Raw genomic sequence first — 24,797 nt, forward strand, 5'->3', positions numbered from 1 at the left:
TTATTCTTGTGGCGCTTCATCTGTTCCTTTAAGTGTCTGCACCTCATTTTTCAGCTCATCAATTTGCTTCTGCAGCTGGTCAAATACTGCCTTCACCTCTGCATTCAAATGATCCATCATGACGCTTCCTGTGCCAATATTTTTGCTACGAACCGACTTTTCCAGCAGCATTTCGTGAGTAATAGAGCCGTCTGCAATTACAGCTGGATCGCCCTTTTCTCCCTTCGGCCCCTGTGGCCCTGCTTCCCCTTGAGGCCCTTGTTCTCCTGTGTCTCCCTTATCGCCTTTCGGACCTTGAGGACCAGTTTCGCCTTTTTCACCTTGAGGGCCCTGTGGTCCTTGCGGGCCCGGGTCGCCTTTTAATCCTTTCACATACACAGGGTTTTCCTCGCTGTTTTCTTTTAAATAAACGGGTGTGATTGCTTTTCCGTCAGCACCCTTTTCAGATGATGTTTTTACTCCGCCACTCTCATAAAGATAATCTTCTGCCATTTTCACTCATCCTTTTCTTTTATATTTTTCATTCAGTTGCAGCTGGTTCTGTTTTAGCTGTCTCTAAAGCTTTCAATCTATCTTCTAAACTTGATATTCTTTCTGTGATAGCTGAATTCAAGTGCTCTTCCATTACGCTGCCGGTGCCGATATTGTTACTGCGGACTGACTTATCCTGCAGCATTTCATGAGTTACACTACCTGCACCCATTTCGGTTTGATTTCCGCCGCCTAATGAAATTTCCTGACCATCCTTCATAACGGTTCCACCGTCGATGTCTAAAACACCGCCAATGACGGTACGATCTCCGCCATCAGTGGTATAGTTTTTAGTTACTCGCATGATAACCCTCCTTTATTACTCAGCAGGCAACGTCAATTGACCGTACACTACAGCCTCAGAATCCCACAACTTCACGTCTTCACGCTCAATTGCGCGCACTTTAGTTGTATTTGTCTCAAATGCACCGGCCCCGACATCAGTAGAGGCAATTGATTGTTGCTGGCGGTCAAATAAAACAATCGCTTCTTTTAGATCGCCGACAATGACAGGCGCTTTCCCTGATTTTGTTTTTAGAATCTTGTTTGAAATGACCACTACCTGACGGCCAAATAGCATTTTGTTTGTCGGTTCAGAAGGGATGTCTTTAAGTAGATATTTGCCGTCTGCATCCTTTAACTGATCAAGATAGTCAAAGCCGTCTTGGTTAGTCATGATGATTGCGCCTGATGAAATAGCAGGATCAAGCGTTACGTTTAAAGCCTTTTTAATTGCGTCCAGCCCTTTAAATTCTACTTTCTTCAAGCTATCAAGAATCGACAAAATCAAAGCATTACGAGTTGTGATTGATTTCTTCACAAACCATTTAGCCACATAGGTCATGATTGCTTGGTCTGTGTCTTGAAGCAGTGTATTTGAAAGTGGCAAGATGCCAGCATAATCCACAATGTTATAAGAGAGTTTGGAGAATTTCGGCTGATCCGTTTCTTGAATCTCGTCCATTTCTTCAAGAACTGCAAACGGAGTCAAATCACTATTTTTCTCAAGCATACGGCTTCCTGAGCGAGTTGCAACTGGCTCAACAGTCACGTATTGCTCTAACTGATGTACTTGCTCCCTTTTTAACTCTTTGATCAGTCTAGAAATATCTTCGGGAATTAAGATGCCGCCATCTTCTTCATTTTTACCGGACATTGCCCGAAACTCTTCACTTTCAAATAAGTCACGTTCCTCATCAGTTAAACGCTTGCCTCGAAGGGACTTCATGAATGCTTGAGCGAACATCTTTTGACGCTCCTCTTTTGCTCCTGTATCACCTGTCCTACCTTCTGGATTCCGCTCCTGCTCCGGCACAAAATTCACTCCTCCCGGCAAGTCAGGCACATCAAGTGAACGTCCTTCTGTCATCAATTCAATTTGATTCTTGAGCTGCTTCACTTCATCAAGCAAGGCACGGGCCTCATCTGTTTTACCCTCCTGCAGCGCCTTGTCTGCTTGTTGCTTCTTTTCAGTAAATTGCTGTCTTAATTGAATTTCTTTTTTGCTCATTTGCATTGGCATATAGGTTTCCTCCTTATTTAGACACAAAAAAAGACCTTACTCCGGGAGTACAAGGTCAAGTAATTCCAATTCCATTTTTAATGTTTCATCTGATGCGTTGCGGCTCTCCTTCAATTGCTCTACTTTTTCCAAACTGCGGGCGCCCACAACTGCCTCTGTATCGCTATACGCTGGCGTTGTGACAAGAGATATATCAAAAATACGATGTATTTTATTGATTCTTCTCTCATAGATGTCCTCATCTTCATTCAACCGCCACTCGTCCGCGTCTGCGTCGCCATAATCGAGTGAAAAAGCAAAAGAACATTGATTGATAACACCGCTGCGGACATTTTCCATTAAATCACGCGCGTATGACGTGTCTGAGGGCTTAAATCTGAATTTGAGACCTATTCCATCTATTTCAAGGTCGAGACGCCCAACATCGCCAGAAACAGTATTTCTCGCCAAAGGGAAGTCTTGCTGATGATTAAAAAGAGCAATAACGTTTGAAAGATCGGCTGAATCAAGTGCATTCCTGCTGATAATCTCCTTGAACCATCCAAGACGCTCTGACCATTTTTCAAACTTCAAAGCGTATCCTTCGACAAATTCGCTTTGGCCTTCACCCTCAGAACGGATTTCAATGGGTGTTGTTAACTGCCGGACCTCTTTATCCTTCATTCTTGATGTCACCCCCTTTCACGGCACCGCCAGCTTTAAGACGCTGATATTCCTCCATGAAATCAAGGAACACATAATTTAAACTGGCGAGATATTTGTCACCGTGTTGAATCGGATTGCGTTCAATGAGCTCTCTAATTTCGTTTTTATTCAGCACTCCTGTTTCATGCATTGTTTTAAAATACTCTGCCTGTGACTGGCTATCTCCCCGCAGCTCACTGTCGACATTGAATTTTACATAGTGGCCGCTTCTTTGGTTGTGATCCATAAATAATTTGACGTTGAGTTCTTGTTCAAAATTCACGATCCACGGCTGCAGAGTATTCCTAACATATTCAATAGACTGATGCTCAATATTGGAGAAAGTTGCTTTATCCAATTCGTTGAGTTTATGCAACGGCACTTTATAGATCATTGAAATTTGTGCTTTATTAAATTTCATAGACTCGACAAATTGAGCTTCTTGCAATGGCATAGAAATAGATTGATATTCTAAGCCATTGTCGATGATCGCAATATTTTCGCCCTGGTTTACTCTTTTCCATTCTTTACGAACATTCTCTTTAGGCTTCTCATCTAAAAAAGCAGGAACTTTCAAGATCCCGCGCGGTGTTGCTTCATTTTTATACAGCTTTGCATTGTATTTTGTGGCTGCCGATTGTGCCCCGATATGTTCCCGCACAACCCCTATGGGTGATTTCCCGTGTATGCCATCTGTTGAGAGTCCTTTAAAATGCAGCACTTCATGATCATACAGCTCCACGGCCTTTCCATTGACCACCGTTTGATACCACAACATGCCGGTATTCGGACTAATATAAGCGTTTGTAGTTTCAGGACGTAAAGGAGACAGCGCTTTTGGATAACCGTTTTCGCCGAATTGGATATATGAGTAACCATTTCCCCACGTCAGCACTTGCGTCATCATCAACTTTTTCCATACAAAAGCAGTCATATAAGGATTAGGACGTGCATAAACAGCGTAGGCAGTGGGATGATCCGGATTACGTTCTATGCCGTTTTCTGTTTTTTGAAACGTATGGATCGGGAGCTTTGCAATATCATCAGATAATACATTCACGCATGCAAAAACATCAGGCTGCACCAATGAATTTCTTTCATTTACAGTTTCACCGCTTGCTGTTTTCCGGCCGCCGAATAAATTCACAAATAAATCATTGAAACCGTCTATATCCGTTGAACCGGACCGTTTTTCAAACATCCGATCTATTAACAACTATTTCACCTCGCTTTCTTGGTCAGGAGATAGGCATAAAACATAAAAAAGACACCCGTCAGAATAAGACCGATGTTTGTATTCCATCTATAAGCAGCTGTCAGGATAAAGCCTGCACCCGTGATGAATAGCAGATCATTTAATATCAACAAGAAAAAAGAAAACCCTCTTTTCATAACTCTAGAGTTAAACATGGCTGCAAAAAAGGCACTAACCTTTTTCATACTTCTCACATCCTAAAAACTAAAATTGCCGGACCCAAAGTGCTCATTCAAATCAACTCTTCCATTGGTGCCAAAGTACATTGCACGGGCATATGCATTTATAACAGCTGCAATAGGGTCAATCCTTTGCGGCGATTTTGCTTTATCCAGCATAATATTTTCCTGCGGATCAATTTTCATGATCGCGTTATTGATCGCCCAATTTAATACTGGATCATCCCCATGAACTATCTTGCCATCATACACATTTTGCCGGAAATCTTTTGTTGGCAAGGATAGATGATTGATTCTTTGCGGAATCTCAACCATATTATGCCCTTTAGCTTCCAAGCGTTGAGCCAAATGCAGGGCGTTCCATTTGTCATATCCTGTCTCCTGTGGTTGGAAACGATTTTTGAAAATAAATTCTAAAATCCATTTTTCAACAAGTTGATAGTCAACAGCGTCGCCGGGCGTATAAGTGATATATCCCATATCTCTCCACAAATCATATGGCACTTTATCCGTCGCCATTTTTTCTTTTGCACGCCCCTCGGGCATAAAAGAATGTTGACCCACATAATAAATTCCATTAAGCACGCCGACCCATCCGACTGAGGTTAGGTCCGTAGTCATGGACAAATCAAGTCCAAGATATACGGCCATGCTTTGCATATCAGGAATTTCCCCTTTGCATGCCCGCCATTTTGACATTTTCATATAGCCATTATCCTTTTGATCAACCCACCGATTCATATTTTTTGTAAGGAAGCTTCTCATTTTCTCCGGAACTTCCAATGCTACTTTTAAGGCCGACCGTAAAGACTCCATGCCTTCTGGATATGTCGCAACAATGGGATTGGCTTTAATCCAGTTTGATTCGTCTTTTATATCGTCCTCTGGATCAAGCTCACAGATCATAACAAAATAATCATCATTCTCCGTGTCAATGTCTGGATCAAGGATTTTACTTGTATATTGATATTCCCTGAAACACGGCCTTTCCATATGAAAGCCGGCTGTCGTAATAACAGCCATTAACGGGCTGCGACGGGCGACCATACCACTATCAAGAACATCATAAATTTCACTTGTTTCATGAGCATGATATTCGTCCACTATCCCAATAGATGGGTTTTTCCCGTCCCCTAACTTCCGGGCTTCCCGAGATAAAGGCTGAATGATGGAGTTTGTCTTGTATTTTTTTACTCGCCCATTGGCTGAGGAGTATTTCCCTTTCAGTATGGGCGCATGATGCAGCTGTTCGAGTATGGCTTGATAAACCTCATCTGATTGTTCTCTGGACCAGCCGGCGATAAATACCCGGTGTTTTTCTTGCGTCGGAAAAATCTCGTATGATGCCACTAAAGCAAGAAACTGTGATTTCGCATTTTTCCGGGCCAGCTGTATATAAACTTTTCGAAATCGCCGTGCACCGTTTTCTTTTTTATAAAAACCGTAGATATTAGCCGCTATAAAAAGCTGAAAGTCTGTAAGTTCAATTGGCTGTCCGGCAAGAATCCCCTCGACGTGTCTGAATTGCCGCGCCCATTCATAAAAATCGACAACAGCCTCAGCGTCAAAATAATAAGGACAGTCATCATCTGCGAGGCGTTCAACATCTCGGAAAAAGCGTTCAACTGCCCATCTGTGCTTTTTGCTTGCCTTGATTTCACCGGAACGGATTTTCTCAGCGTATGACCATACCCGTTCAATGAGAATTTCGGCAGTAATCTCTTGCATTACATGCGGCCCCCGAACCGTTCTTCCTCTTTTGACTTCGGTTTCCCATCATCTTTTTTCGGGATGACGAGTTTACAGCGAGAGGAAATGGTCAGCCCTAAATCACTTGAAGCTTGCCGGCATTGTTTAAACAACTTGTCTTGGTTTATCAATAGTTCAGAATAGTCATCATTCGGAACAACCTTTTCTTCTTCTCCTATTACATTCCCATCATCGTCAAATTTTCTAACGATCACTGTTTTCATCGGACCCCGTTCAAGCAATTGCTCTGTTACTTGCAAATATAATTTTCGGGCAAACAAAAAACGGGCAAGCGCATCAACATCTAAATTGGTCATAATCCCGATGTTTTTCAGCTCGTCCGCTATCTTTTTAAACTCTCTTTTTAAGTCTTTTGGTAAATATGACGGAGCTTTCACTTTATCATTTGGTGCCTTTATTTCCTGTGCTCGACGCTCCTCAATCTCTTGCTGTGTCAGGTGTTTCTTCCCTTTCACCAGTAGCAAGTCAACTGGTTGCCGCGGTCTAGCCATTCCCTCACCTCCTTCCGAATTTTCATTTAGGGAATTTTTCAAAATGGGGAGGGGAGCGCGGTCTCCGGCGTTCACCCCTCAGAGATTTTAGGGTGGGGGGTGCTCATTTCCTCTGTCAACTGCAGCATTGCGGCTTCTAATTTCTTTTGTGCTTCGTTTAATTTCTTTGTATACAGATCGTATGCTGTTTCCTTTTTCATCGTTGCACGAAGAGCAAATAGTTTCTTTACCTTCTGTTGCATACGTCTTATGTCAGCATTGGTGTAATAGGATGTATACTCAGTCCGACACCGAGGACACTTGATATAATGCTCACGAATGCCGTCGTCATGCTTCCTGACCTTCGAGCATCCTTTGACCAAGAGCATTGTTCCGCATTCATCACACAAGCATGTTTGATGTTCTGTTCCCAAATCCTCCATCCTCCTTCGCTGTCTTCCTGCTGTGGCACGGTGCGCATAAAGGCTGCCAGTTGCTTGAGTCCCAAAAGAGTTTCGTGTCTCCCTTATGCGGTTTGATATGATCGACTACTGTTGCCGGGACTCGTCTACCTTCCATCATGCACGATACACAAAATGGATGCTTTGACAGGTAGCCAAGACGCGCCTGCCTCCACTTGCTGTTGTACCCCCGTTTGGCAGCGGACTCCCTGTATTGATCATAGGCTGGTGTGGCTCGTTTGTGCTGTTCACAATAGCCCTCTCTTGTTAGGTTGGGGCATCCGGGTTCATTGCAGGGCTTTAAAGCTCTCTTCATGGTTTAATGACTCCAGCATCGAACAATGTTTGAGGACGCAGCCTATGTTCTCTATCACCATCTCTTTTTTTGATCACTTCTTCATACGAAAAACCATCTGTGTCAGATAAAAATTCTTTATTTAAAAACAATAACCAACCACATTGAGAACCGTCATAACCCATAAAAAAATGTCTGACAAACCCAAAATTTTCACTAGCTTCCTCTACAAAGTCTTTGTCTTCGTCTAACAATTTACTGAGGCGATCCTTTTCTTTTTTTAGTTGATCCATCCGTTGCTCTATTTTTTTTATTGATTCTTCAAGAGATGGTATCTCCTTTTCTAAAGTGCGACGTGCTTGCTCATAGACTTTGTTTCTCAATGTATTCTTTTGCACTTAACTCCCTCCAATCATATTCTTTCTAAACTGCCACCGCACTCAAGCCGTTAACCGCCAATTGTCTATCCTGAGATTTACCGGAAGCAGTTTACAGAGAATATAAAAAGCACCCAATAGGATGCTTAGTTTTGTTGTTTTATACGGACCGGATTTAACTTACTGGAATGCGGAAAATTGGTCTCATATTTTCTATTTACTGCATTGATTATTAAACTTGAAGACTGACTAATTGGCATAGTGTCTGTAGATATATCTTGCTCATCCAGTTCAATCTCAAAGTCCAGACTATCTTTAAGATGTTTTACTGTTCCTGTGACTATCATCTAATCACCTCCCTCTTTATTATCGGTGAAAGAAAAGGACAAAGGAACAATTTGCAGAATTTGTCGAATTATTTACGAACAAGCTTACATCTTGTTTCAACGAGCAATTTAGTTAATTCAGAAACAGACATATCATACAAAGCCGCTCCCTTTGCTCCTTCATAACATCCAAGAGACACAAGGGCTTCTATAAATGGCAGCTTACTTTTCTTAATCACGGCACTACCTCCATAATAGAATATTTAGTACATAGTTTTATTAGTGATAAATTCCAATGAAAAAGCGCCCTCCCAATTGGGAAAGCGCCTGTCGATTTATTACCTAATACCATAATACAGGACTGAAAACAAAATGGTGTGCCGTAATCATGCCATCTTTCTGCCAAAATTTTAGTACATGCCTTTTTCATCTAAAAGTGTTGCACCTCTGCTCATAATATTCACCACCCTTATATGTAGTTTCACAGACACATCAAACCATACCTTTTTGTTCTTTCTTTGATCCAGAACCTCTACTCATCCCACTCACCTCCTTTAAAATTAAGACTAATAAATATCTGGTTCATCAAAATAATGAAAATCATCCTCTATTTTTTTATTACAGTCATTACAAACAAACCAATAACCCCACTCATCTTCTATTTGAGGGTTTGATGCAGAGCTATTTTCACACTTACAAAAATCAAATTCTCTGTTCAAGAAACTTCCTCCTTTTGTCATTTTATACTAATCATATCAGCTACCTTTCTCACAATCACGAATTAATTAACGGTAACTTTTATACATATCCACACAATCCACGAATTACCCATATGTTTTATACTGTGCAACTCGTCGAACCGAGCCAACCCCTTGTCCTCTCTGTTTTTAACCAATATCCCTAAAATGAATTACACACCTGTTATTTTTGAGGAATTGACGAAAAATGCAAAGAAAAAGGCCCATCCTTGTTGTTTTGGATGAGCCTGGTTATATTTTAAATTTCTTCATAGCGTTGTTCATGGCGTCTTGATTGATTCCGATATACCGCAAGGTTGTCCGTTGATCCGAGTGATTAAATATCTCCTGCAGCATTGCAACGTCCTTCGTTTGTTTGTAAAAGTGATAGCCAAATGTTTTCCTCAATGTATGAGTGCCGATGTCATCTAAACCAACATACTCAGCAGCCGCCCTGAGAATCTTGTATGCCATCGACCGGGATATTGGCTTGTTAATCCCTTCACGGCTTTTAAAGAGAAACTCATGATCCTCTTTCCCTTCGACATATGCCTTAAACTCTCGTTGAAGAGCTGGCGTCATGTCAATTCTCTTTTTCTTTTTCGTTTTCTTCTCTATGAGATTGAAATAAGGGCGTTTCGCGTCTCTTACTCTCAGCTGCAGAATATCCGATATGCGGAGCCCTGAGTTGATACCGGTCACGAATAGCATGTAATTCCTCATGTTTTGCTCTTTTAAAAACCTCTTGATGTAAAAGATGCATTCCGGATCACGTATAGGCTGAACAAAATTCATTAAGAAGCTGCCCCTTTCTTGTAGACTTCTTCTCTTAGAGCAAACGCCAGCCTATAGAGAGCTTTTGCCTTTACACGATAATAGCTGCGCTGGCTCATTCTCATTTCTGCATATACCTCATAATCATACATTTCTTCCGGCTTCATATAGAGCATGACGATGATCTGCCGTTCTCTTTGAGAAAGCCGGTTAACAGCCCTTTGAATCCTTTTTAAGAATTTGTCACGCTGAATCTCCCAATCAAGACGCTTTAATGCTGCATCTTCCGTCGATGAATGAAATTCATTCGTAATGCTCGGCGGAACAATGCTGTAAGTAGGTGTAACCTTTGGTAAAAAATCATCTGGCACCTGTAAGAGATATAACCGGTATTGATCAAGCAGCTTCTCTGCTTTTAATTTAGTCGCTTCTTCGTCAATCTGAGGAATGTTTAATGTTAATTGATTCATATTTTTACCCTCCCGTTTATTTGCGTCTTAAAGCCCCGCCTTTGCCTCTTTTCAATGTTTGCCTGTCTTGCCCCATCATTTGCCGCCAAAACCGTTCAGAACGCTCCTGCGCATTTTTATTGGGCTTATTCTCTCTCTTCTTCATGCCATCCCTCCGTTCAAATAAAAAACGGACACCAACCAAAGCACAGATTTTCTCTGTACAGTGATTAGTGTCCGCAGGCGTCTCCATCTTGGACTTATATTTATTTTTTAGTCGTAAAATAGAACATGCTAGTAAAATCCACATTGAAAACCTTTTTGCATTTTTCACATTTCATATCAAAATTTCCTGACAGTTCCCCGATCTCCAAATCATCATATCCCATCAAATGCTCACAGTGAGGACATTTTATAATGTCCACTGTGTCATTACCATCCTTTTCAATCGCTTTCATTTCCCTCGCTCCTTTTTGTCATTAGTGTTCATCACTCCGCGCCCTCCAATAACTCAGGATTTTGAAAAATGTCGCCGATTATTGAGATTATCGCCGTCTCAGAAAACAACGGGCGGCACTCTTCTTTTTTGTCGTTAACGATGCACCATTGACCCTCAATCATTTTCACTTCCCCAATAAGAGTGGGATTCCCGCATAAGTCAGGATCAAGATTCTCTTGTCGGACAATGTGCCCCGCATAAATTGTTTCCCCAAGTTGGATTTCTTCGGGCGCTTCTCTTATCCCAGTTCCCCACATGAGTACCGATCCTTCTTCGTGACTTCCTGTAATGAGATTCTTGTGACCTTTGCTGTCCATATATCGTAAAAACCAATGAGTCCCTATAATCTCTAAACTCATACCCGGTTCATCCCAATAATGCATCTTCTCGCCGTCCCAAACTCTGTATGCTGTGTTCATTCCGCATCCTCCTTCAATAATTGAGCCGAGACAAGAATTTCTTTAAAATGTGACATTGCATGATCCCACCCGCTATAATGCCGGGAAGAATATAAGCGTTGGATGTTTTCACGCGCAGCCTCCATTTCATTGAATCCTTTGATAACTTGTTTAATAATTTGATTGTCGTCAAGCGCTTGGATCGTTTGGATAGCTGCTTCCAGATAGACTGCATGATCAAGAGTTTCTTCAAGTGCATGCTGCAACCAACCGCGCAAGTCATAGGCACTAACTTGGACGGGCTGTCCGTACTTGGCAAGCCCCTTTTCCTGTTGTGCGTTTAGTTTGCTGATAACGGCTGAAATGATCGGGTTGTCGGTGTGGTTCATCAATACCCCTCCTGCTGCCGCTGATGATTGACGGCGTTTTTGTCCATGTATGCAGCTTCGATCTGTTCAGACGAGAACCCAAGCAATTTGCCTAAATTCAAAAAGCGCTCAAAAGATCTTACATAAGTCCAGTCGTCAATCGAAAAATAGAAACCAAATACAAGTGATATTAAATGTGAAAATGTTTTTCCAATACCGATATTTGTTTCTAATTCCCTTTCTTCTGCCTGTCTCATGATCTGCTGAATCGCAGTATCATTATTAATTCCAATTCTATTCCCAATGCTCAAGATAAAATGCAGGCAGTCCACGTATTCCTCAAGCAGTGGATTTTTATAATATTCTTTTGCAGTCTGTCCCTTTTTATCTATTACACAAATTCTAGGTTCTCTGTCATTACTCCAATGCTTAAAGCCGCGCCATTCATTCGCACACTCAGCCAGCTCCACTTGTAAAGCGAGAATGAGGTTTGGCAGCAAGTCCTGACCTTCCAGCCCCTTTTCTTTGATGATCCGTTCATCAAGCACCCTTTGCATTTCGAACATTTTTTGTAGATTCATATGTTTGCGCTCCCTTATTTCCGCCCGCCGACGGTTTTCATTAGATTGTCTTGCAGCAGGAACATTAGATAATACCTGCCATTGTCACCATACTTCTGTTCAAAAACCTCAATTGCTTGCTGGAAAACCGGTTTGTAATCTTGTTTAACTGTCACACGCCGCACATCCCTTCACACTCATTCAAAAAATGATCAATGTCGAGCTGATTCTCATTGAAATCAACTTCCTCCAACGGCTTCCCGGACTTATGCAAGAAGGCATTATTTTTGAATCGTGGCAGCTTCCGAATAAGCCTATCTATTTCCACCGCGTCTTTCCATGAATCCGGGTCTTTCATCTTCATGTCACGCCATGCGTTATAATCATGAAAAGGGCAGCCGATGCAACTGGACTTCGCCGGCGTTCCAAGTCCCTCACGCTCAACGTATGTAATGCAGCGTGACCGATCTATGAAAGCCACATCAACCAAAGGATGCTCGGCTACTTGCCAGCTTTCCCGGCTCGGTTTAACTCGCTGAATTTCATCAGTGCTAATGCCTTTCCATAGGTGAACGACTTCTTTAATGCGCTGCCTCGGCTTGTATCCGAGCAATGAACGGATTTTCCGGTTAACGGGTAATATTTTATATTCGTTGGTACATTGCCGGCGGGCGATGCCAATTTCACCTTTTGAATCCCGAGTAAAGAATGGAATACTGGCGAACCTATTACCTGTCTCAGCACCTTGAACTATGTCATCACGAATGTTTCCGTTATCTGTGAAAATGATTTCCCGCCCATATGTTGCTTTGATGTGCTCGTTTACTTTATTGACCCAGTTATAAACGTGTTGAGGCTCCCAGCCAGTATCAGAGAAAATGATATAGTCAGGAATAACTCCATTTATTTCACCTTTCAGAGCCATAAGGAGAAGGGCCGTTGATTGTGTGCCCCCTCCATATGAAAGAACGTGTATATGCTTTTTGCTATCGTCATAATGTTGCTTAATCACGCTGTCATCCCCCTATTCCCAGCCGACTGCGATTGCAAAGAATAAAACCAAAACCATCGCCACAATGAGCCAGCCATTTGTTTTGTCCCTTTTTGCAATAATTGCGTCATTGCCGATCATTCTTAGATCATCAGCCTGAGCAACGATCATAGGCACTTCCTCGACATTAACCTTTAAGTGTTCGGCCGCCTCGTAAATGGTCATCGCTTCGTCCTTCGTGGATTTGACTGCCCGCTGCAGCTCAACTTGTAGAGGAATCATTTTGCAGCACCTTCTTTCCTGAACGAACCCCAATCAAACGTTTCAAGGATTTCAAGTAGCCTTTCAACTTTTGGCGCCCTCCAAGCTGTCATTGCGTACGTATGAGCTTCTGAAGTGTAATGGTGCTTGTTCAATTTGATGTGACTCTTTGCTTCTGCTTTTGTCAAAAACATTGTATTTGGTTGTATAATGTGAACCTTTCTTTCTGGAATTAATTCTGCTTCTTCATCAATGTATTTTTGAATCCACTCAATAGCATCGTCATAGTCGTCCTCAATTTCTTGCAACTCTGTTAAGGCTTCCTTAGACAGCTCACAATCTTCTTTTATTTCTTTTAGATAATCATCAAAAACATAGGATTCTGCAATATAGGGCAGGTATACAGAATAACGCTCTGCGTTTTCCTCCCGAGCTTCAACCCATTCATAATCACCGACTGTCCAAAACCGTGGTGCAGCTTGAGAGTCATGATCCTGTGTTTTCAATTCATTTTGAAGCTCTTTCAAAAATTGAATATCCTTGTTCATTGCACATCACCCTCCAATTCATTTTGAGCAACTGTTATCGCAAAATTGAGATTGATAATGATCTTCTCTAATGCCTGTTTGTATCGTTTCCTATCGCCGCTTAGTTGCTGAATATCCTTTTGTGCTTGCCGGAATTGATGTACCGTGACTTCCTGCTGGCGCTTGTTTTCCTCGATGATTTCTTGCTGCTTTTCTACTGATTCAATTAGAAATTCTTGATCCTCAAGAATAGTGGACCAATTAACGTCAATTTGCTTTTTATAAAGTGAAGTTGCTATTGAAAATCTATTTTTTATTTCCTCCAATTTATCCATGCCCGTTCCTCCCATATCGCAGAGAGGACCGGCCCCTCTGCGTCACATTTTATATCCGATTTCAAAATCAATTCTTGAAAGATTGCCTTTAGACGTTTGCACGATTGTTTTGCCGTGCTCCGGCATTTCCGTTAACTTGAATGATTTATTGTTTCCGTCAATCACAATGACGTAATTTTTGTCATTTTCAATTTGATTAAGTACCTGTTCCAGATTTTCTATATGTTTTGGACAGTTCACTATAAACGCCCCCGTATGGTATAATAGAAGTCTCGAGTTTCTATTTTCCATACGGTGGCATTTACTAAATGACCATCATTACATCCAATCATTCATCGGGAAAACTTGCAGCTTTGTCTGTGGTTCTTCTGTTGGGATGATTGGATGTTTTTTTATATACTCCAAACGCTCCTCTTCCGTCATAACCCATGTAATGACTTCCCCATGCTGACGTAAGTTTTTATTTTCTGTCATGTCCTCGCCTCCTTACTCTTCGTTCAATTGTTTGATGCGCAGGTTGTAAAGTGTCTCAATTTCATCGTCTGACTGGCGTTCCAGAAATGCTTTTCCGTATCCGCCCAAGATAGTGAGCCACTCAATCAAGTGCTGACGTTCTGTCCATTCCAACGGTCCCCGCTCCCTTCTTGATCAATAATTGCATCGCGGCATTTTTATAGTCAGGCGGACATTCTTCATACCGCACAATGACCATAAGTTGGTGAATGGTTGCTTTCTCAAAAGGGAAGGCGCTGCCTGATAAGATCATGTTCCGTCGCATCCTTTCCGAGAAGTCCGTTCCTTCGTGGCTGAATGAAGTCCCTGCTGGCTTGATCCATAACAAGGAATAGAACCTCGTCTATGTCTCTATCAAGCTCCTCTGAAATACAGATAATAGACTCATTGGCTTCCCACATTTCACGAAACCGCTTGATCTCCGAATCATTCCAGACAAAGTTTTTTTCGATGAATGGTATATACACCGGGCTATCCTGCACGAACCGCCGCAGATTATCTTTTTTACCTTTCAGATGCGTTCTCTTGATTGAAATTCGTTTATTTGCATTTAACCCATAAGGACGTGGCGGAAGTACGCGGCCTCTTGCAAAGTCAACAATGAGCAAAATGATTTCATCCGGCTTTCTATTCAGCAGCTCGGCCATGTCATAAATGGATTTGCCATCATACCAGTAATCAACAACTTGACGCATTTGCACCAATGACCATTCAAAATTAAGATCAGTCAAAGCGATATCTAACCGATCAGCAAGAACCGCAACGCTCAAGCCAAGCACTTCCTTACCGTACCGGTATACCGGTGAACAATGATCAATCTCTGTTCATGCTGCAGGTTTTTAGAAACCAGCCAGTTGTTTGGATTTAAACCGTTTTGCTTGATAATGTCCTTTTGCGCGCGTGTTGGGCGTTTACCGTGTTTCAAACTGCATTCCTCCTAAAGTTTTGATAGTCAGCAATTTTCTGATCAATGAGAGCAATAAGTTTATTAATCTCTTTTTTGCGTTCAGCGTCAGTAAGCTTCCGTTCTGGCTTGAGCTCCCAAACGCCGGGCATTACTGCTTGTACCACTTATCTCACCCCCTTAAATCGGCAAAGCCGGTGTCTTACGCCCTTTGTTCTTTTGCTTCTCGACAAAATCAATTTGTTCAAGATGGGCTGTAAGTCGGTTGACGGTCTTTCTGTCATAAAGCTTTGCTAAAGCAACTCCGGTAAGATTGGTTGTCACTATGGTCACCTTGCCTTGTCTGCCAGTAGAGACTCCATACCAAACTCTTGAAATGAAATCAGGTGCCGCCCTGTTCTCATTATCTGTGTCGCCCACTTCGCTCCCTAAGTCATCAATAACAAGGTAGTCGACTCTTGTAAGCAGTTCGATTGCCTTGGACTCCGTAAGCTTTTCCGAATCATCTTTGAAAGAATTTTTAATACGCCGCATGAGTGCGTCACTATTAACGAAAAGAGCTGATTTTGCATACTCTTCTGGACTCTTTTTGTTCAGTTCTTTAAGAGCTGATATTGCCAAGTGACTCTTCCCGGCATTTGACTCGCCAGTTAAAAATATGTTCATGACCACGCCCGCTTTGATTTGATCAACCAATTCAAGCATCCGGCGTTTGTTCTGTGTATCCTCTTTGTTGTAACAGTGAAAGGTTTCGAATGTTGCATTTACCAGAGTTGGATCAGCGATTAGTGAATGTGTAGAAAGAACCTTTCTCTCTACTTGCCGGCGCCACGCCTCAGCTTCTTGTTCGATCTCCTTATTGCGCTGTTCCCTTTCACACATTGGGCATTTCACTGAGCCGTCACGCAGCTTCATCAGTTGAACTGGAAAAGGCTTTTCTTCGCCGCCGATAATTCTTGTGTGTTTATTGCAGTAGACAGGATTTCCAGCCTCATCAGTATGGAATGTCATCCTCCGAGATATTTCGCCCTTGACTGCGGCTGCCCGCTCCCTTGTGATTTCCTCCATGTGCTAAGCCTCCTTTTTGATTAAGATAAGATTCAAACTTAGTTCCAAACAATGTTTCAGGACGCAGAAACTTATTCATAGCAGGATCATGAAGCCATTCCTCTGTTTTTACTAGGATGACGTGTTTGAAATCTTCAAAACGAAAACCTTCGTTCCAGCGTGCTTTAATGTCTTTTTTTGTTTTTGCTGTAGTAGGTCGATATCGTGTCCCCGCTACTTTGTTCAGCAGATCAATGATCAGTTTGTATGGAATCTCCTCTTTTTCTTTTTTTGAAGAAGATTCGCCGTCGGGTTTACCCGACAATATATCTTTTAATTCTTTTTCTTTATCTAATTCTTTATCTATATCTATTGCGTTACTTTCCGTTTCTGTAACGTTACTTGTAACGTTACTAGATGAAGAAAGCTGTAATACCTTTTGTTTTTCGCGGTGTTTTTGAACTCTTTTTCGATTTTGCTCGCGAATTTTTTCCATTGCATCAAGGTTTTGATGCTTTTCCCAATTTGAAATACTTATATAGTTTTCTTCGTTAATCTCAATCATGCCGAATTTCTGAAAGGTACTTAAAGCCAGTCGAACAATATTAAGAGGACGTCCGAAAATAGCAGCAAGCATTTCATCTGAGTATGGGATGTTTTCACTTAGATAAATGTATCCAGAAGCATTAGTTTTTCCGGCTTGAGCAAGCAGTTTGACCCAAATGATTAAAATCGTATCTGATTCAGGCATTTGCTCTATCAACTTAATTTTTTCGTCCTCAAACATCTGGGTGCTTAACTTGATCCACTTTACCTCAGACATTTTGTTCAGCCCTCTCTGATTTAGTTAAAGGCCAAACTGATCTCTTACCATTGACGATTACTGACCCCAATGTATTATCTATCCTTTCGGTTCTAACCACTTTGCCGCCCTGTGCCTCTAACTTACATAAAGCTTTTTGATGCAATGACTCTGATTCGCTTATAACCGTATGGAATTTTGCTTTCGACCATACTTGACTAATTAAATACATGCATTTTACCTCCTTACCGCGATTTAGCTCACTTTGAACAGATCATCTATAGACCGCTCGAAAAGTTGTGCCAAAACTCGCGCTTCCGCCAAAAGAAAATCACTTTTGCCGGATTCCTTTAAGTGATAGGTCTGCGGACTAATATTCAAAACTTCAGCAATTTCACGTTGGGATTTTCTTTTTTCCTTCCTAGCAACAAAAAGATTTAAGTACATAACTCCATTAAACGCCTCCTCGGTCTAATTATATTCCTGACAGGTATGAAACTAGTCAAAAAAAAGTTTCGCTTTGATATTTAATGTTTGCGAAATTTGTTCTAGGCTTTTTAAGGTAGGCGAAACCTTTCCGTTTTCTAACCGTGAAACATAAGAACCAGTACAGCCAATCTTTTCTGCAAAAACTGTTTGAGAAAGACCACTCTCTTTTCTTTTTTTCCTGATCATATGACCAAGTTCAGATAAGTCTATCAAAATTAACCCCTCCAAATTATTCTTATCAGGAATATATTCAAAATATACCACACAGGAATATTCGTGGCAAGTATTTTTTTCAATACAATATTCCCGTCCGGAAAGTTGCTATGATATAATATTTATATCATTATTTGTATCATTGACTTTAAATTTGAATTTAAAGTCAATTTATTTTTGACATTAAATTCAATTTGTTTATCCTTTATCCCTTAGATGAAAAGGTGGTTAAGCATGGAAAGTAAGAAAATTGGACATGCCGTTAAACGTCTGAGAACCGAAAAGAAAAAGACTGTGGATGAGGCAGCTAAGGAAATCGGAATTTCTCAGAGTTATTTATCAAGAATAGAAAACAATACTCAAGTGCCTTCGTTGAAGGTTATTGAGAAAATTGCTGATTACTTTAATGTTCATAAATCATATTTATTTTTTGATGAAGAAAGCTTGGATAGCTTTACTGACCCGGAGAAAAAGTTACTCGCACAAAAAAGCATTACAGTCGACGATCTAAAAAAACTCAATATAGTGCACGAGAACGGTAGCAAAATAACAGAAGAAGAGTTACAAATAGTGATTCAACACTTGAAAGAGTTAAGGAAATTAAAGGAAAGTTATATGAACGATAAGGACTAAACTGCCTCTTTTCGGTCATTTACCTTTTCCTTTTCTTTATTAATCTCCTTTCTCAAATTATCAATAAGATTTTCAAAAGTGATTTTCATGTTGCATCCCCCAATTTATATAGAACATATGTTCCATTATATTTTAAAATGTAATCAAAACAAATACTTTTAAAAGAATTTCCTGTTTTCGTTTTTTTTGAAAACAGGAAATTTCCCCAAAAAGCACGAAAGACGATGCCATTGCTGGCAACGTCTTTTTTGAAATTATATTTGCTTTTCGAGGGTGTTGATGAAATTATGCGCCTACAATAATCTCGGCTGTTTGGAATTCGCCTTCTGCATTAGAATGGTTTAATGCTCCATTTGTAACACCTAAGGACAGTATACCGAACGCCAAGACTAAGACTACTGTCATTTTTTTCATCTTCAACACCTCCTGCTACTAAATATTAAAATTAAATCCTAATTTTATCAAGTATATTTTTGGCAGGGTTGACCGAAATTGATCTTTTTGCTGAGAGAAAAAGTATAGAGACAGCAGTAACTTTTCTGCAGACTCTTCTTTAATTCCGTCAAAGAGTAGAGCATACCTTTTATAGAAATCATGCTCATAATAAGAGCTTAATGAGTCCTGTGTTGCTAATGCCTTAGCGAAAGCAGTCACCTGATATTCTTTAGAAATCTCTTTTCCCCAGTACCGTTGTAGGATTGCTATTTCTTCTTTATTTTGTGTCAGTTCTTTAATCCGGTCTGGAAATTGGTCGAGTAATTTAATGCATTTCTTATAGTATTCATAAGATACAAAATAAGACTCGTTCATATAGGACAACGCTAATATGTACAGTGCAGTCAAATTTAAATTCACACTAAGATTTTTCTCGTGAAGAGAATGAGCAGCTTCCCTCGCTTTATACACAGCGTTATCTTGCTTTAAATATATATTCACAGAAACCTCTTCTAAACGAGCAGAGAACGCTAATTTTAAAAACGGATCAGATATTCTACTGATGAGCTTTTTAATTTTTTTGATTTTGTCGAGAGTTAGTTCATACTTTCTGCTTTGAAAATTAGCGTACATTTCTAAAATAAGTAGTAAGGTTTTCGTATCATGGCAATCTGATTTAAGCTCACTAAGCCTTTGTGTATACTCCAAACTTCCAAGCGACAATCTATTTTCAAGTATAAATTTATAGATTTTAGACCAAGAATTCAGTTTTCCGTCTTTTTCGATTTGTCTATCAATCAAGGTTTCCACAACCGAAAATAGTCTCTTAGCATAACAATATTCTAATGCCGCAGGGTAATTCTTCTTTTTTACTCCGTCTAAACAATACCTTCTCATTAACTCAGTTTCATTTTCGCTATCCAAGTACAAAACAATATTTCTTACCATCCAAAAATTAATCTCTTTCCCATTAAAGAATTTGCTAAGGTATCCCTCGCTAATCCCTATATTAGCAGCGACAGTGATTTGTTTTTCTCCCGATGATTTTATCAGTTCTCTTAGATGTACCCTTATGTCTCTTGTTGCTACCGTGTTCACTATAATCACCTTTTCAACTTAAATTTAACATAAGCGCAAATAGAAAATTGTCGAATGCTGACGAAAATATTTAGAATTTTGCAATATTTTTAAAGAAAAATATTTCTATACTTAATTATACCATATTTGTAACAAAAAGTATTGAATATTCCGTCTACTTTCTCATGAATTATGTAAAAATTTCTTTTAAAGTTTTAAAACTAGTGCTATCTTAATATTGTGAATTAGTGATTAGAAAGGATGGAATCACTTTGCCGGTATACAAAGATAAGAAAACAAACACATACTTTTTTACCACCCGTGTACAGCGAGAGGACGGCAGTGTAAAGCAGGCTAGAAAACGTGGATTTAAAACAAAAAAAGCAGCGAAAGAAGCTGAAGCTAAATTTTTAATCGAGATAGATGATTCCTCTGATATAACTTTCAAAGAAGCAGCTGACAGTTATTTCGCTTGGTATAGAGCACGACGAAAAGAATCCTCTGTTAACGTTATAAAAAACATTCTTTTCAACCATCTAATCCATGAGTTTGGCAATACTCAGGTAGACTCAATTACACCTAAAAAAGTCATGCTGTATCAAAGCAAAATAATAGATAAATTTGCGCCAGATTTCTTAAAAAAAATTCATACAACGTTGTCAGCTGTATTTAACTTCTCCATAAAGTTTCATGGCACGAAAAATAACCCCGCAAAAATTGCAGGGAATTTTGAAGTGGAAGTAAATAAAAGATTGAATTATTGGGAGTTTGATGAATTCAAGAAGTTTATTTCAGTGGTTGACGATGAATTGTACAGAGCGTTTTTCACGACCCTGTATTTCAGCGGGGCAAGGAAAGGCGAAATGTTAGCATTGACTTGGGCTGATGTGGATTTCGAAAATAACCTGATTGACATAAATAAAACTGAATACAATCGGATTGTCACTACTCCTAAAACTAAATCGTCCATTCGAATTAATCCAATGCCTCAAAAAGTTATGGAATTATTAAAAGGCATAAAAAAAAGCGCCGAAAAAATAGCACCGGTCAAACCTGAGTATAGAGTTTTTGGTTCATTCTATGATAGCATTGCAACCAGCACAATAGATAGACGATACGAAAAATACTTAAAATTGTCTGGAGTCAAAAGGATTCTTATACATGAATTTAGACACTCTCACGCGTCATACTTAATCCATAAGAGATGTAATCCTCTCGTCATAGCCCAAAGATTGGGACACAAGAATGTGGCGGAAACATTGAACACATATAGCCACCTTTACCCCTCAGCCCAAAAAGAAATAGTTGAGCTTATGGACAAAGAAAATTTCTAAAATGTTGCCAAAATGTTGCCACGCTGTTATCAAGGGCGCTCAAACCCTTGATAACACTGTGGTTTCAACATATGTATGGAGACGGTGGGAGTCGAACCCACGTCCAGAAACATCGATTACTTAAGCGTCTACGAGCGTAGCCTGCATATTTATGGTTTCACTCATCTTCTTGCCTGCGGGCGGGCCTTCCGAGAGCTAGTCTGTTCATCTCTTCTTACGTTCTCAGACAGGAACGCAAGCGTAGCCTACTTGGATGTGCTCTTCACAGACACATAGGCAATGTCAGGAAGAGCTCGCTGCGCTTATTAGGCAGCTAATGCTACGTTTTGGTTAAAACTGTTAGTTTTGCCAGTTATATTTAAGTGCGTGTTTACGAGATCGCCTCTCGGCTCGCAGCTCAAGCTCGATCCATCCCTGTCGAATCCGTAACGTCCCCTTGGTATAAGGGAAATACGGGAGAAAATATCAAGCTCTCACTCAAACTGGCTATAGTCTTATTATAACATGATCACGGCTCTTTTCAATTGTCAAATCCTTCAAATGAATGGCGACGTGATCTGATCGTGACCACAGTATAGCACAGGCCTGATTTTCGAATCAAGCACTATGCCTTTAGAAGCCTTTTTGACTGTCTCTGAACGCTCTTTCGATTTCCCGCTTCGCGTCCTTGCGCTTCAGATCTTCCCGTTTGTCATAGTTCTTCTTCCCTTTTCCAAGGCCGAGAAGCACTTTGGCAAAGCCGTTTTTTAAATACAGCTTCAGCGGAACGAGAGAATAGCCTTTTTCCTTTGTTAACCCGATCAGCTTATTAATCTCCTTGCGGTGCATTAACAGCTTTCTTGTCCGAAGCGGATCGTGGTTATAGCGGTTTCCCTGCTCATATGGGCTGACGTGCATATTGTGGAGAAACACTTCTCCCCGTTCGATTTTGGCGAAGGAATCCTTAAGGTTTACGCGGCCGGCGCGAATCGATTTGATTTCGGTTCCTTGCAGAACGATGCCTGTTTCATAGGTTTCTTCTATAAAATAATCGTGATTGGCTTTCTTATTTTGAGATAATACTTTTCCTGACCCTTTTGGCATGCCAGAACCTCCTCTCTCTAAGGAAAAACTGTCCACCTTTTGCGATACGCTCTATTTTACCAAATGTCACGTACCGCTACAATGAAAAGCTGTTTCCGAAAGAAAGCAAATAGAGCGCTGCGGCCCTATTTGCTGGTTGAGCTGCTATTTCTTCTTTTTCCGTTTCTGTTTCGGAGCATTCTGGAAGCCGCGTTTTTTCTTTTTCTTCTTCGGCTTAGTGAACCACTCCCCTTTTTCCTCAGACGGAGCTGGAGAAACAGGTGTATTGGTGCTTTGAACACGTTTTCTGGCAGGCTTTCCGCGTTTTCTGCTCCGGCTGCTGTCCAATTCTCTCGGACGCCGCGGAGTGCCCTTCATGCCGACAATTTCAAAGTCGATATTGCGCTCATCTTTATTGACATCGACAACCTTGACTGTGATTTCATCCCCGATGCGGAAGACGTTGCCTGTCCGCTCGCCGATCATTGCGAAATGCTGTTCGTCAAAGCGGTAGTAGTCATCTGTCATAAAGCTGACGTGGACGAGTCCTTCAATTGTATTCGGCAGCTCGACGAACATTCCGAAGTTTGTCACAGAGCTGATCATGCCGTCAAACTCTTCACCGATTTTATCAAGCATGTATTCCGCTTTTTTCAGATCATCCGTCTCACGCTCGGCGTCAACTGCACGGCGCTCCATTGATGATGTATGTTCGGCGATATCCGGCAGGCGTTCAGCCCACTTTTCCTGAGTCGCTTCATCGACTTTGCCGTTGATCAAATACGTTCGGATCAGGCGGTGAACGATTAAGTCCGGATAACGGCGGATCGGCGATGTGAAATGCGTATAGAATTCCGTTGACAGACCGAAGTGCCCCAAGCTTTGCGGGTCGTATTTCGCCTGTTTCATCGAACGGAGCATAACAGTAGATATAACCGTTTCCTCTGGTCTGTCACGCACAGCGTCCAGAATGCTTTGCAGCGCGCGCGGATGAATATTCCCCGCCGTTCCTTTCACCACATAGCCAAATGTCGTCACAAACTCTAAAAACTTTTGCAGCTTTTCAGCATTCGGCTCTTCGTGAATCCGGTATATAAACGGGACGTTCATCCAATGGAAATGCTCCGCTACTGTTTCGTTTGCCACAAGCATAAATTCTTCAATCAGCTTCTCGGCGACAGAGCGTTCTCTGATCACAACGTCTTTAACCGCTCCTTCGTCATCAACAAGCACCTTTGCTTCTTTGAAATCAAAGTCAACGGCGCCGCGGTCCATCCGCTTATCGCGAAGAATTTGAGCCAGGCGCTCCATGTCTTTGAACATCGGAACAAGAGGCTCGTATTTTTGCTTCAGCTCTTCATCATCGTCAACAAGAATTTTATTCACATCTGAATATGTCATTCTTTCCGTTGTTTTGATGACACTTTGGAAGATCTCGTGCTCTGTCACCTGTCCCTGACTGTTAATTGTCATTTCACAAGAAAGCGTCAGGCGGTCAACCTTTGGATTTAAGGAGCAGATGCCGTTTGACAATCTGTGCGGAATCATCGGGATGACACGGTCAACCAGATACACACTTGTCCCTCTTTCAAGCGCTTCTTTGTCAATCGGCGAGTTTTCGGTTACGTAATGGCTGACATCAGCTATGTGAACGCCAAGCTTGTAGCTTCCATCATCAAGTTTCGTCACGGTAACTGCATCATCCAAATCCTTCGCATCCGCACCATCAATGGTGACAATCACCTGGTCACGGAGATCACGGCGGTCTTTCAGATCTTTTTCATCAATCGTGTCAGGCGTACTTGATGCCTGTTCCATCGCGTCAGCTGGAAATTCTCCCGGCAGGCCGTGCTTATGAATGACCGATAAAATATCAATGCCCGGGTCGTTTTTGTGGCCGAGAATGGTTTCAACCTCACCCTCTGCGTTCATGCGGCCTTCAGGATAGCTCGTCAGCTTGACAACAACCTTATGCCCTTCCGCAGCTCCATTTTTCCCATTTTTCGGAATGAAGATGTCACTCGTGATTTTTTTGTCGTCCGGAATGACAAAGCCGAAGTTTCTCGTTTCTGTATACGTGCCGACAACCCGCTGAATCGCTCTTTCTAAAATCCGTATGACGGTTCCTTCCTGCCTGGAGCCGCTTGACTGTGAATTCAGACGCACCATGACGATATCGCCGTTCATTGCCGTATTTAGCTCATTAGGCGGAATAAACACATCACTTAACGACGAATCCTCAGGCAGCAAAAAGGCGAATCCTTTCGCATGGGCTGAAATCTTTCCTTTTATTAAATTCATCTTCTCCGGAATGCCGTAGCGGTCGCTTCTCGTCCGTACGATAAGCCCTTTTTCTTCCAAGGCGACTAACGCTTTGACTAGCTCTTTAAACTCCTCGGCTTCCGTAATATTTAACATCTCCTCAAGTTCCTGAACGGTCAGAGGTTTGTACGCCTCTTCCTTCATAAACGAGAGAAGCTTTTCCATAAATGCTTCTTTTTCCATTATCCGACCTCCTG

General features: G+C 41.2%; 43 protein-coding genes and 1 other RNA gene. 2 read left to right on the top strand and 42 right to left on the bottom strand.

Going from position 1 to position 24,797, the window contains the following annotated elements; genetic code table 11:
- From KXZ66_RS17500 to KXZ66_RS17675, 37 genes are all read right to left on the bottom strand, one after another.
- The gene (locus KXZ66_RS17500; protein ID WP_219144630.1) at positions 1-492 is read right to left on the bottom strand and encodes a collagen-like protein; all 492 of its coding nucleotides are present in this window, start codon (positions 490-492) and stop codon (positions 1-3) included.
- A gap of 28 nt (positions 493-520) precedes the next feature.
- Complete coding sequence (locus tag KXZ66_RS17505; protein WP_017696300.1) at positions 521-835, bottom strand: hypothetical protein; 315 nt, start codon at positions 833-835, stop codon at positions 521-523.
- 15 nt (positions 836-850) lie between these two features.
- Positions 851-2,053 carry a phage major capsid protein gene (locus tag KXZ66_RS17510; protein ID WP_219144631.1) on the bottom strand — a complete coding sequence of 401 codons (1,203 nt, stop codon included), beginning with the start codon at positions 2,051-2,053 and terminating at the stop codon, positions 851-853.
- A 36-nt stretch (positions 2,054-2,089) separates the two neighbouring features.
- Positions 2,090-2,716, bottom strand: a complete 627-nt coding sequence (locus KXZ66_RS17515) for an HK97 family phage prohead protease (RefSeq protein ID WP_219144632.1) — start codon at positions 2,714-2,716, stop codon at positions 2,090-2,092.
- Positions 2,706-3,953, bottom strand: a complete 1,248-nt coding sequence (locus KXZ66_RS17520; RefSeq protein ID WP_219144634.1) for a phage portal protein — start codon at positions 3,951-3,953, stop codon at positions 2,706-2,708. Before KXZ66_RS17520 ends, KXZ66_RS17515 begins: the two co-directional genes overlap by 11 nt.
- A 5-nt stretch (positions 3,954-3,958) precedes the next feature.
- Positions 3,959-4,177: a hypothetical protein gene (locus KXZ66_RS17525; protein ID WP_219144984.1), complete on the bottom strand. Its 219-nt coding sequence runs from the start codon at positions 4,175-4,177 to the stop codon at positions 3,959-3,961.
- 12 nt (positions 4,178-4,189) lie between these two features.
- Positions 4,190-5,899 (bottom strand): terminase large subunit, encoded by a 1,710-nt coding sequence (locus KXZ66_RS17530; RefSeq protein ID WP_217827945.1) that lies wholly within the window; start codon positions 5,897-5,899, stop codon positions 4,190-4,192.
- Entirely contained in the window at positions 5,899-6,432 is a 534-nt protein-coding gene (locus tag KXZ66_RS17535; RefSeq protein ID WP_017697674.1) for a phage terminase small subunit P27 family, read from the bottom strand. The genes KXZ66_RS17530 and KXZ66_RS17535 overlap by 1 nt, the downstream gene beginning before the upstream one ends.
- 71 nt (positions 6,433-6,503) lie before the next feature.
- Positions 6,504-6,845, bottom strand: coding sequence for a transglycosylase (locus KXZ66_RS17540; RefSeq protein WP_219144635.1), 342 nt, complete (start codon positions 6,843-6,845; stop codon positions 6,504-6,506).
- A complete protein-coding gene (locus KXZ66_RS17545; protein WP_219144637.1) occupies positions 6,814-7,188 on the bottom strand; it encodes an HNH endonuclease signature motif containing protein in 375 nt (124 codons plus the stop codon). Before KXZ66_RS17545 ends, KXZ66_RS17540 begins: the two co-directional genes overlap by 32 nt.
- Positions 7,185-7,565: a hypothetical protein gene (locus KXZ66_RS17550; protein ID WP_219144638.1), complete on the bottom strand. Its 381-nt coding sequence runs from the start codon at positions 7,563-7,565 to the stop codon at positions 7,185-7,187. Before KXZ66_RS17550 ends, KXZ66_RS17545 begins: the two co-directional genes overlap by 4 nt.
- 125 nt (positions 7,566-7,690) lie before the next feature.
- Positions 7,691-7,891, bottom strand: a complete 201-nt coding sequence (locus tag KXZ66_RS17555) for a hypothetical protein (RefSeq protein ID WP_219144639.1) — start codon at positions 7,889-7,891, stop codon at positions 7,691-7,693.
- Positions 7,892-7,959: 68 nt separating this feature from the next.
- Complete coding sequence (locus tag KXZ66_RS17560) at positions 7,960-8,109, bottom strand: hypothetical protein (RefSeq protein WP_219144641.1); 150 nt, start codon at positions 8,107-8,109, stop codon at positions 7,960-7,962.
- A 327-nt stretch (positions 8,110-8,436) separates the two neighbouring features.
- The gene (locus tag KXZ66_RS17565; RefSeq protein WP_162175547.1) at positions 8,437-8,589 is read right to left on the bottom strand and encodes a hypothetical protein; all 153 of its coding nucleotides are present in this window, start codon (positions 8,587-8,589) and stop codon (positions 8,437-8,439) included.
- Positions 8,590-8,859: 270 nt separating this feature from the next.
- Positions 8,860-9,402: a tyrosine-type recombinase/integrase gene (locus tag KXZ66_RS17570; RefSeq protein WP_003220264.1), complete on the bottom strand. Its 543-nt coding sequence runs from the start codon at positions 9,400-9,402 to the stop codon at positions 8,860-8,862.
- Positions 9,402-9,851 carry an ArpU family phage packaging/lysis transcriptional regulator gene (locus KXZ66_RS17575; protein ID WP_219144642.1) on the bottom strand — a complete coding sequence of 150 codons (450 nt, stop codon included), beginning with the start codon at positions 9,849-9,851 and terminating at the stop codon, positions 9,402-9,404. Before KXZ66_RS17575 ends, KXZ66_RS17570 begins: the two co-directional genes overlap by 1 nt.
- A gap of 16 nt (positions 9,852-9,867) precedes the next feature.
- Entirely contained in the window at positions 9,868-9,996 is a 129-nt protein-coding gene (locus KXZ66_RS22665) for a hypothetical protein (protein ID WP_257475321.1), read from the bottom strand.
- A gap of 100 nt (positions 9,997-10,096) precedes the next feature.
- Entirely contained in the window at positions 10,097-10,288 is a 192-nt protein-coding gene (locus tag KXZ66_RS17580) for a hypothetical protein (RefSeq protein WP_147801348.1), read from the bottom strand.
- A gap of 31 nt (positions 10,289-10,319) precedes the next feature.
- On the bottom strand, positions 10,320-10,748 hold the full coding sequence (locus KXZ66_RS17585; protein WP_219144643.1) for a YopX family protein: 429 nt from the start codon (positions 10,746-10,748) through the stop codon (positions 10,320-10,322).
- Positions 10,745-11,116, bottom strand: coding sequence for a hypothetical protein (locus KXZ66_RS17590; RefSeq protein ID WP_219144645.1), 372 nt, complete (start codon positions 11,114-11,116; stop codon positions 10,745-10,747). Before KXZ66_RS17590 ends, KXZ66_RS17585 begins: the two co-directional genes overlap by 4 nt.
- On the bottom strand, positions 11,116-11,676 hold the full coding sequence (locus KXZ66_RS17595) for a dUTP diphosphatase (RefSeq protein WP_219144646.1): 561 nt from the start codon (positions 11,674-11,676) through the stop codon (positions 11,116-11,118). Before KXZ66_RS17595 ends, KXZ66_RS17590 begins: the two co-directional genes overlap by 1 nt.
- A 14-nt stretch (positions 11,677-11,690) precedes the next feature.
- A complete protein-coding gene (locus KXZ66_RS17600) occupies positions 11,691-11,831 on the bottom strand; it encodes a hypothetical protein (protein WP_219144648.1) in 141 nt (46 codons plus the stop codon).
- The gene (locus KXZ66_RS17605; protein ID WP_219144649.1) at positions 11,828-12,667 is read right to left on the bottom strand and encodes a phosphoadenosine phosphosulfate reductase domain-containing protein; all 840 of its coding nucleotides are present in this window, start codon (positions 12,665-12,667) and stop codon (positions 11,828-11,830) included. The genes KXZ66_RS17600 and KXZ66_RS17605 overlap by 4 nt, the downstream gene beginning before the upstream one ends.
- Before the next feature lie 12 nt (positions 12,668-12,679).
- Positions 12,680-12,928 (bottom strand): hypothetical protein, encoded by a 249-nt coding sequence (locus tag KXZ66_RS17610; protein WP_046160672.1) that lies wholly within the window; start codon positions 12,926-12,928, stop codon positions 12,680-12,682.
- Positions 12,925-13,455 carry a hypothetical protein gene (locus KXZ66_RS17615; RefSeq protein WP_219144651.1) on the bottom strand — a complete coding sequence of 177 codons (531 nt, stop codon included), beginning with the start codon at positions 13,453-13,455 and terminating at the stop codon, positions 12,925-12,927. Before KXZ66_RS17615 ends, KXZ66_RS17610 begins: the two co-directional genes overlap by 4 nt.
- On the bottom strand, positions 13,452-13,769 hold the full coding sequence (locus KXZ66_RS17620; protein WP_219144653.1) for a VWA domain-containing protein: 318 nt from the start codon (positions 13,767-13,769) through the stop codon (positions 13,452-13,454). The genes KXZ66_RS17615 and KXZ66_RS17620 overlap by 4 nt, the downstream gene beginning before the upstream one ends.
- 42 nt (positions 13,770-13,811) lie before the next feature.
- The gene (locus KXZ66_RS17625; RefSeq protein ID WP_003220282.1) at positions 13,812-14,009 is read right to left on the bottom strand and encodes an XtrA/YqaO family protein; all 198 of its coding nucleotides are present in this window, start codon (positions 14,007-14,009) and stop codon (positions 13,812-13,814) included.
- A 78-nt stretch (positions 14,010-14,087) separates the two neighbouring features.
- The gene (locus KXZ66_RS17630) at positions 14,088-14,243 is read right to left on the bottom strand and encodes a hypothetical protein (RefSeq protein WP_014480890.1); all 156 of its coding nucleotides are present in this window, start codon (positions 14,241-14,243) and stop codon (positions 14,088-14,090) included.
- A gap of 12 nt (positions 14,244-14,255) precedes the next feature.
- A complete protein-coding gene (locus tag KXZ66_RS17635) occupies positions 14,256-14,396 on the bottom strand; it encodes a BH0509 family protein (RefSeq protein ID WP_003237439.1) in 141 nt (46 codons plus the stop codon).
- Positions 14,397-14,503: 107 nt separating this feature from the next.
- Positions 14,504-15,052, bottom strand: coding sequence for a hypothetical protein (locus KXZ66_RS17640; protein ID WP_219144655.1), 549 nt, complete (start codon positions 15,050-15,052; stop codon positions 14,504-14,506).
- The gene (locus KXZ66_RS17645; protein WP_003220291.1) at positions 15,049-15,207 is read right to left on the bottom strand and encodes a DUF6906 family protein; all 159 of its coding nucleotides are present in this window, start codon (positions 15,205-15,207) and stop codon (positions 15,049-15,051) included. Before KXZ66_RS17645 ends, KXZ66_RS17640 begins: the two co-directional genes overlap by 4 nt.
- On the bottom strand, positions 15,204-15,353 hold the full coding sequence (locus KXZ66_RS17650; RefSeq protein ID WP_162920077.1) for a hypothetical protein: 150 nt from the start codon (positions 15,351-15,353) through the stop codon (positions 15,204-15,206). Before KXZ66_RS17650 ends, KXZ66_RS17645 begins: the two co-directional genes overlap by 4 nt.
- A 13-nt stretch (positions 15,354-15,366) precedes the next feature.
- Complete coding sequence (locus tag KXZ66_RS17655; protein WP_219144982.1) at positions 15,367-16,197, bottom strand: P-loop NTPase family protein; 831 nt, start codon at positions 16,195-16,197, stop codon at positions 15,367-15,369.
- Positions 16,181-17,056 carry a phage replisome organizer N-terminal domain-containing protein gene (locus KXZ66_RS17660; protein WP_219144656.1) on the bottom strand — a complete coding sequence of 292 codons (876 nt, stop codon included), beginning with the start codon at positions 17,054-17,056 and terminating at the stop codon, positions 16,181-16,183. Before KXZ66_RS17660 ends, KXZ66_RS17655 begins: the two co-directional genes overlap by 17 nt.
- On the bottom strand, positions 17,049-17,267 hold the full coding sequence (locus KXZ66_RS17665) for a hypothetical protein (protein ID WP_219144658.1): 219 nt from the start codon (positions 17,265-17,267) through the stop codon (positions 17,049-17,051). Before KXZ66_RS17665 ends, KXZ66_RS17660 begins: the two co-directional genes overlap by 8 nt.
- A 23-nt stretch (positions 17,268-17,290) precedes the next feature.
- Complete coding sequence (locus KXZ66_RS17670) at positions 17,291-17,482, bottom strand: helix-turn-helix transcriptional regulator (protein ID WP_033881244.1); 192 nt, start codon at positions 17,480-17,482, stop codon at positions 17,291-17,293.
- A gap of 51 nt (positions 17,483-17,533) precedes the next feature.
- Positions 17,534-17,737: a helix-turn-helix domain-containing protein gene (locus KXZ66_RS17675; protein ID WP_014480896.1), complete on the bottom strand. Its 204-nt coding sequence runs from the start codon at positions 17,735-17,737 to the stop codon at positions 17,534-17,536.
- Between the two features lie 234 nt (positions 17,738-17,971).
- On the opposite strand from KXZ66_RS17675, the gene KXZ66_RS17680 reads away from it, so the two are divergent.
- Positions 17,972-18,370 (top strand): helix-turn-helix domain-containing protein, encoded by a 399-nt coding sequence (locus KXZ66_RS17680; RefSeq protein WP_014480897.1) that lies wholly within the window; start codon positions 17,972-17,974, stop codon positions 18,368-18,370.
- A 285-nt stretch (positions 18,371-18,655) separates the two neighbouring features.
- Here KXZ66_RS17680 and KXZ66_RS22670 read toward each other — a convergent pair whose 3' ends face one another.
- A complete protein-coding gene (locus tag KXZ66_RS22670) occupies positions 18,656-18,784 on the bottom strand; it encodes a hypothetical protein (RefSeq protein WP_257475322.1) in 129 nt (42 codons plus the stop codon).
- An 18-nt stretch (positions 18,785-18,802) separates the two neighbouring features.
- Positions 18,803-19,903 (bottom strand): AimR family lysis-lysogeny pheromone receptor, encoded by a 1,101-nt coding sequence (locus tag KXZ66_RS17685; protein ID WP_219144660.1) that lies wholly within the window; start codon positions 19,901-19,903, stop codon positions 18,803-18,805.
- Between the two features lie 251 nt (positions 19,904-20,154).
- Between KXZ66_RS17685 and KXZ66_RS17690 the strand changes: the two genes are divergently transcribed.
- Complete coding sequence (locus tag KXZ66_RS17690) at positions 20,155-21,216, top strand: tyrosine-type recombinase/integrase (protein ID WP_219144662.1); 1,062 nt, start codon at positions 20,155-20,157, stop codon at positions 21,214-21,216.
- A 73-nt stretch (positions 21,217-21,289) separates the two neighbouring features.
- On the opposite strand, the gene ssrA is transcribed toward KXZ66_RS17690, so the two are convergent.
- From ssrA to rnr, 3 genes are all read right to left on the bottom strand, one after another.
- Positions 21,290-21,652: a transfer-messenger RNA gene (gene ssrA / locus KXZ66_RS17695) on the bottom strand.
- 176 nt (positions 21,653-21,828) lie between these two features.
- Positions 21,829-22,299 carry an SsrA-binding protein gene (gene smpB, locus KXZ66_RS17700; protein ID WP_003220025.1) on the bottom strand — a complete coding sequence of 157 codons (471 nt, stop codon included), beginning with the start codon at positions 22,297-22,299 and terminating at the stop codon, positions 21,829-21,831.
- A 144-nt stretch (positions 22,300-22,443) separates the two neighbouring features.
- Entirely contained in the window at positions 22,444-24,783 is a 2,340-nt protein-coding gene (gene rnr, locus KXZ66_RS17705) for a ribonuclease R (RefSeq protein ID WP_021480613.1), read from the bottom strand.
- Between the last annotated feature and the right edge of the window lie 14 nt (positions 24,784-24,797).

It is taken from the genome of Bacillus sp. LJBS17, assembly GCF_019334685.1.
GTDB lineage: Bacteria > Bacillota > Bacilli > Bacillales > Bacillaceae > Bacillus > Bacillus subtilis.

Bases quoted from the DNA above. Each gene is read 5' to 3' on its own strand.
- smpB (WP_003220025.1), bottom strand. From the start codon at position 22,299: ATGCCAAAAGGGTCAGGAAAAGTATTATCTCAAAATAAGAAAGCCAAT.
- KXZ66_RS17515 (WP_219144632.1), bottom strand. From the start codon at position 2,716: ATGAAGGATAAAGAGGTCCGGCAGTTAACAACACCCATTGAAATCCGT.
- KXZ66_RS17500 (WP_219144630.1), bottom strand. From the start codon at position 492: ATGGCAGAAGATTATCTTTATGAGAGTGGCGGAGTAAAAACATCATCT.
- KXZ66_RS17655 (WP_219144982.1), bottom strand. From the start codon at position 16,197: ATGACATTCCATACTGATGAGGCTGGAAATCCTGTCTACTGCAATAAA.
- KXZ66_RS17580 (WP_147801348.1), bottom strand. From the start codon at position 10,288: ATGAAAGCGATTGAAAAGGATGGTAATGACACAGTGGACATTATAAAA.
- KXZ66_RS17590 (WP_219144645.1), bottom strand. From the start codon at position 11,116: ATGAACCACACCGACAACCCGATCATTTCAGCCGTTATCAGCAAACTA.
- KXZ66_RS17595 (WP_219144646.1), bottom strand. From the start codon at position 11,676: ATGAATCTACAAAAAATGTTCGAAATGCAAAGGGTGCTTGATGAACGG.
- KXZ66_RS22665 (WP_257475321.1), bottom strand. From the start codon at position 9,996: ATGAAGAAGAGAGAGAATAAGCCCAATAAAAATGCGCAGGAGCGTTCT.
- KXZ66_RS17505 (WP_017696300.1), bottom strand. From the start codon at position 835: ATGCGAGTAACTAAAAACTATACCACTGATGGCGGAGATCGTACCGTC.
- KXZ66_RS17525 (WP_219144984.1), bottom strand. From the start codon at position 4,177: ATGAAAAAGGTTAGTGCCTTTTTTGCAGCCATGTTTAACTCTAGAGTT.
- KXZ66_RS17555 (WP_219144639.1), bottom strand. From the start codon at position 7,891: ATGATAGTCACAGGAACAGTAAAACATCTTAAAGATAGTCTGGACTTT.
- KXZ66_RS17665 (WP_219144658.1), bottom strand. From the start codon at position 17,267: ATGTATTTAATTAGTCAAGTATGGTCGAAAGCAAAATTCCATACGGTT.
- KXZ66_RS17535 (WP_017697674.1), bottom strand. From the start codon at position 6,432: ATGGCTAGACCGCGGCAACCAGTTGACTTGCTACTGGTGAAAGGGAAG.
- KXZ66_RS17510 (WP_219144631.1), bottom strand. From the start codon at position 2,053: ATGCCAATGCAAATGAGCAAAAAAGAAATTCAATTAAGACAGCAATTT.
- KXZ66_RS17615 (WP_219144651.1), bottom strand. From the start codon at position 13,455: ATGAACAAGGATATTCAATTTTTGAAAGAGCTTCAAAATGAATTGAAA.
- rnr (WP_021480613.1), bottom strand. From the start codon at position 24,783: ATGGAAAAAGAAGCATTTATGGAAAAGCTTCTCTCGTTTATGAAGGAA.
- KXZ66_RS17570 (WP_003220264.1), bottom strand. From the start codon at position 9,402: ATGAATTTTGTTCAGCCTATACGTGATCCGGAATGCATCTTTTACATC.
- KXZ66_RS22670 (WP_257475322.1), bottom strand. From the start codon at position 18,784: ATGAAAAAAATGACAGTAGTCTTAGTCTTGGCGTTCGGTATACTGTCC.
- KXZ66_RS17680 (WP_014480897.1), top strand. From the start codon at position 17,972: ATGGAAAGTAAGAAAATTGGACATGCCGTTAAACGTCTGAGAACCGAA.
- KXZ66_RS17660 (WP_219144656.1), bottom strand. From the start codon at position 17,056: ATGTCTGAGGTAAAGTGGATCAAGTTAAGCACCCAGATGTTTGAGGAC.
- KXZ66_RS17575 (WP_219144642.1), bottom strand. From the start codon at position 9,851: ATGAATCAATTAACATTAAACATTCCTCAGATTGACGAAGAAGCGACT.
- KXZ66_RS17585 (WP_219144643.1), bottom strand. From the start codon at position 10,748: ATGAACACAGCATACAGAGTTTGGGACGGCGAGAAGATGCATTATTGG.
- KXZ66_RS17670 (WP_033881244.1), bottom strand. From the start codon at position 17,482: ATGTACTTAAATCTTTTTGTTGCTAGGAAGGAAAAAAGAAAATCCCAA.
- KXZ66_RS17545 (WP_219144637.1), bottom strand. From the start codon at position 7,188: ATGAAGAGAGCTTTAAAGCCCTGCAATGAACCCGGATGCCCCAACCTA.
- KXZ66_RS17630 (WP_014480890.1), bottom strand. From the start codon at position 14,243: ATGACAGAAAATAAAAACTTACGTCAGCATGGGGAAGTCATTACATGG.
- KXZ66_RS17530 (WP_217827945.1), bottom strand. From the start codon at position 5,899: ATGCAAGAGATTACTGCCGAAATTCTCATTGAACGGGTATGGTCATAC.
- KXZ66_RS17620 (WP_219144653.1), bottom strand. From the start codon at position 13,769: ATGGATAAATTGGAGGAAATAAAAAATAGATTTTCAATAGCAACTTCA.
- KXZ66_RS17610 (WP_046160672.1), bottom strand. From the start codon at position 12,928: ATGATTCCTCTACAAGTTGAGCTGCAGCGGGCAGTCAAATCCACGAAG.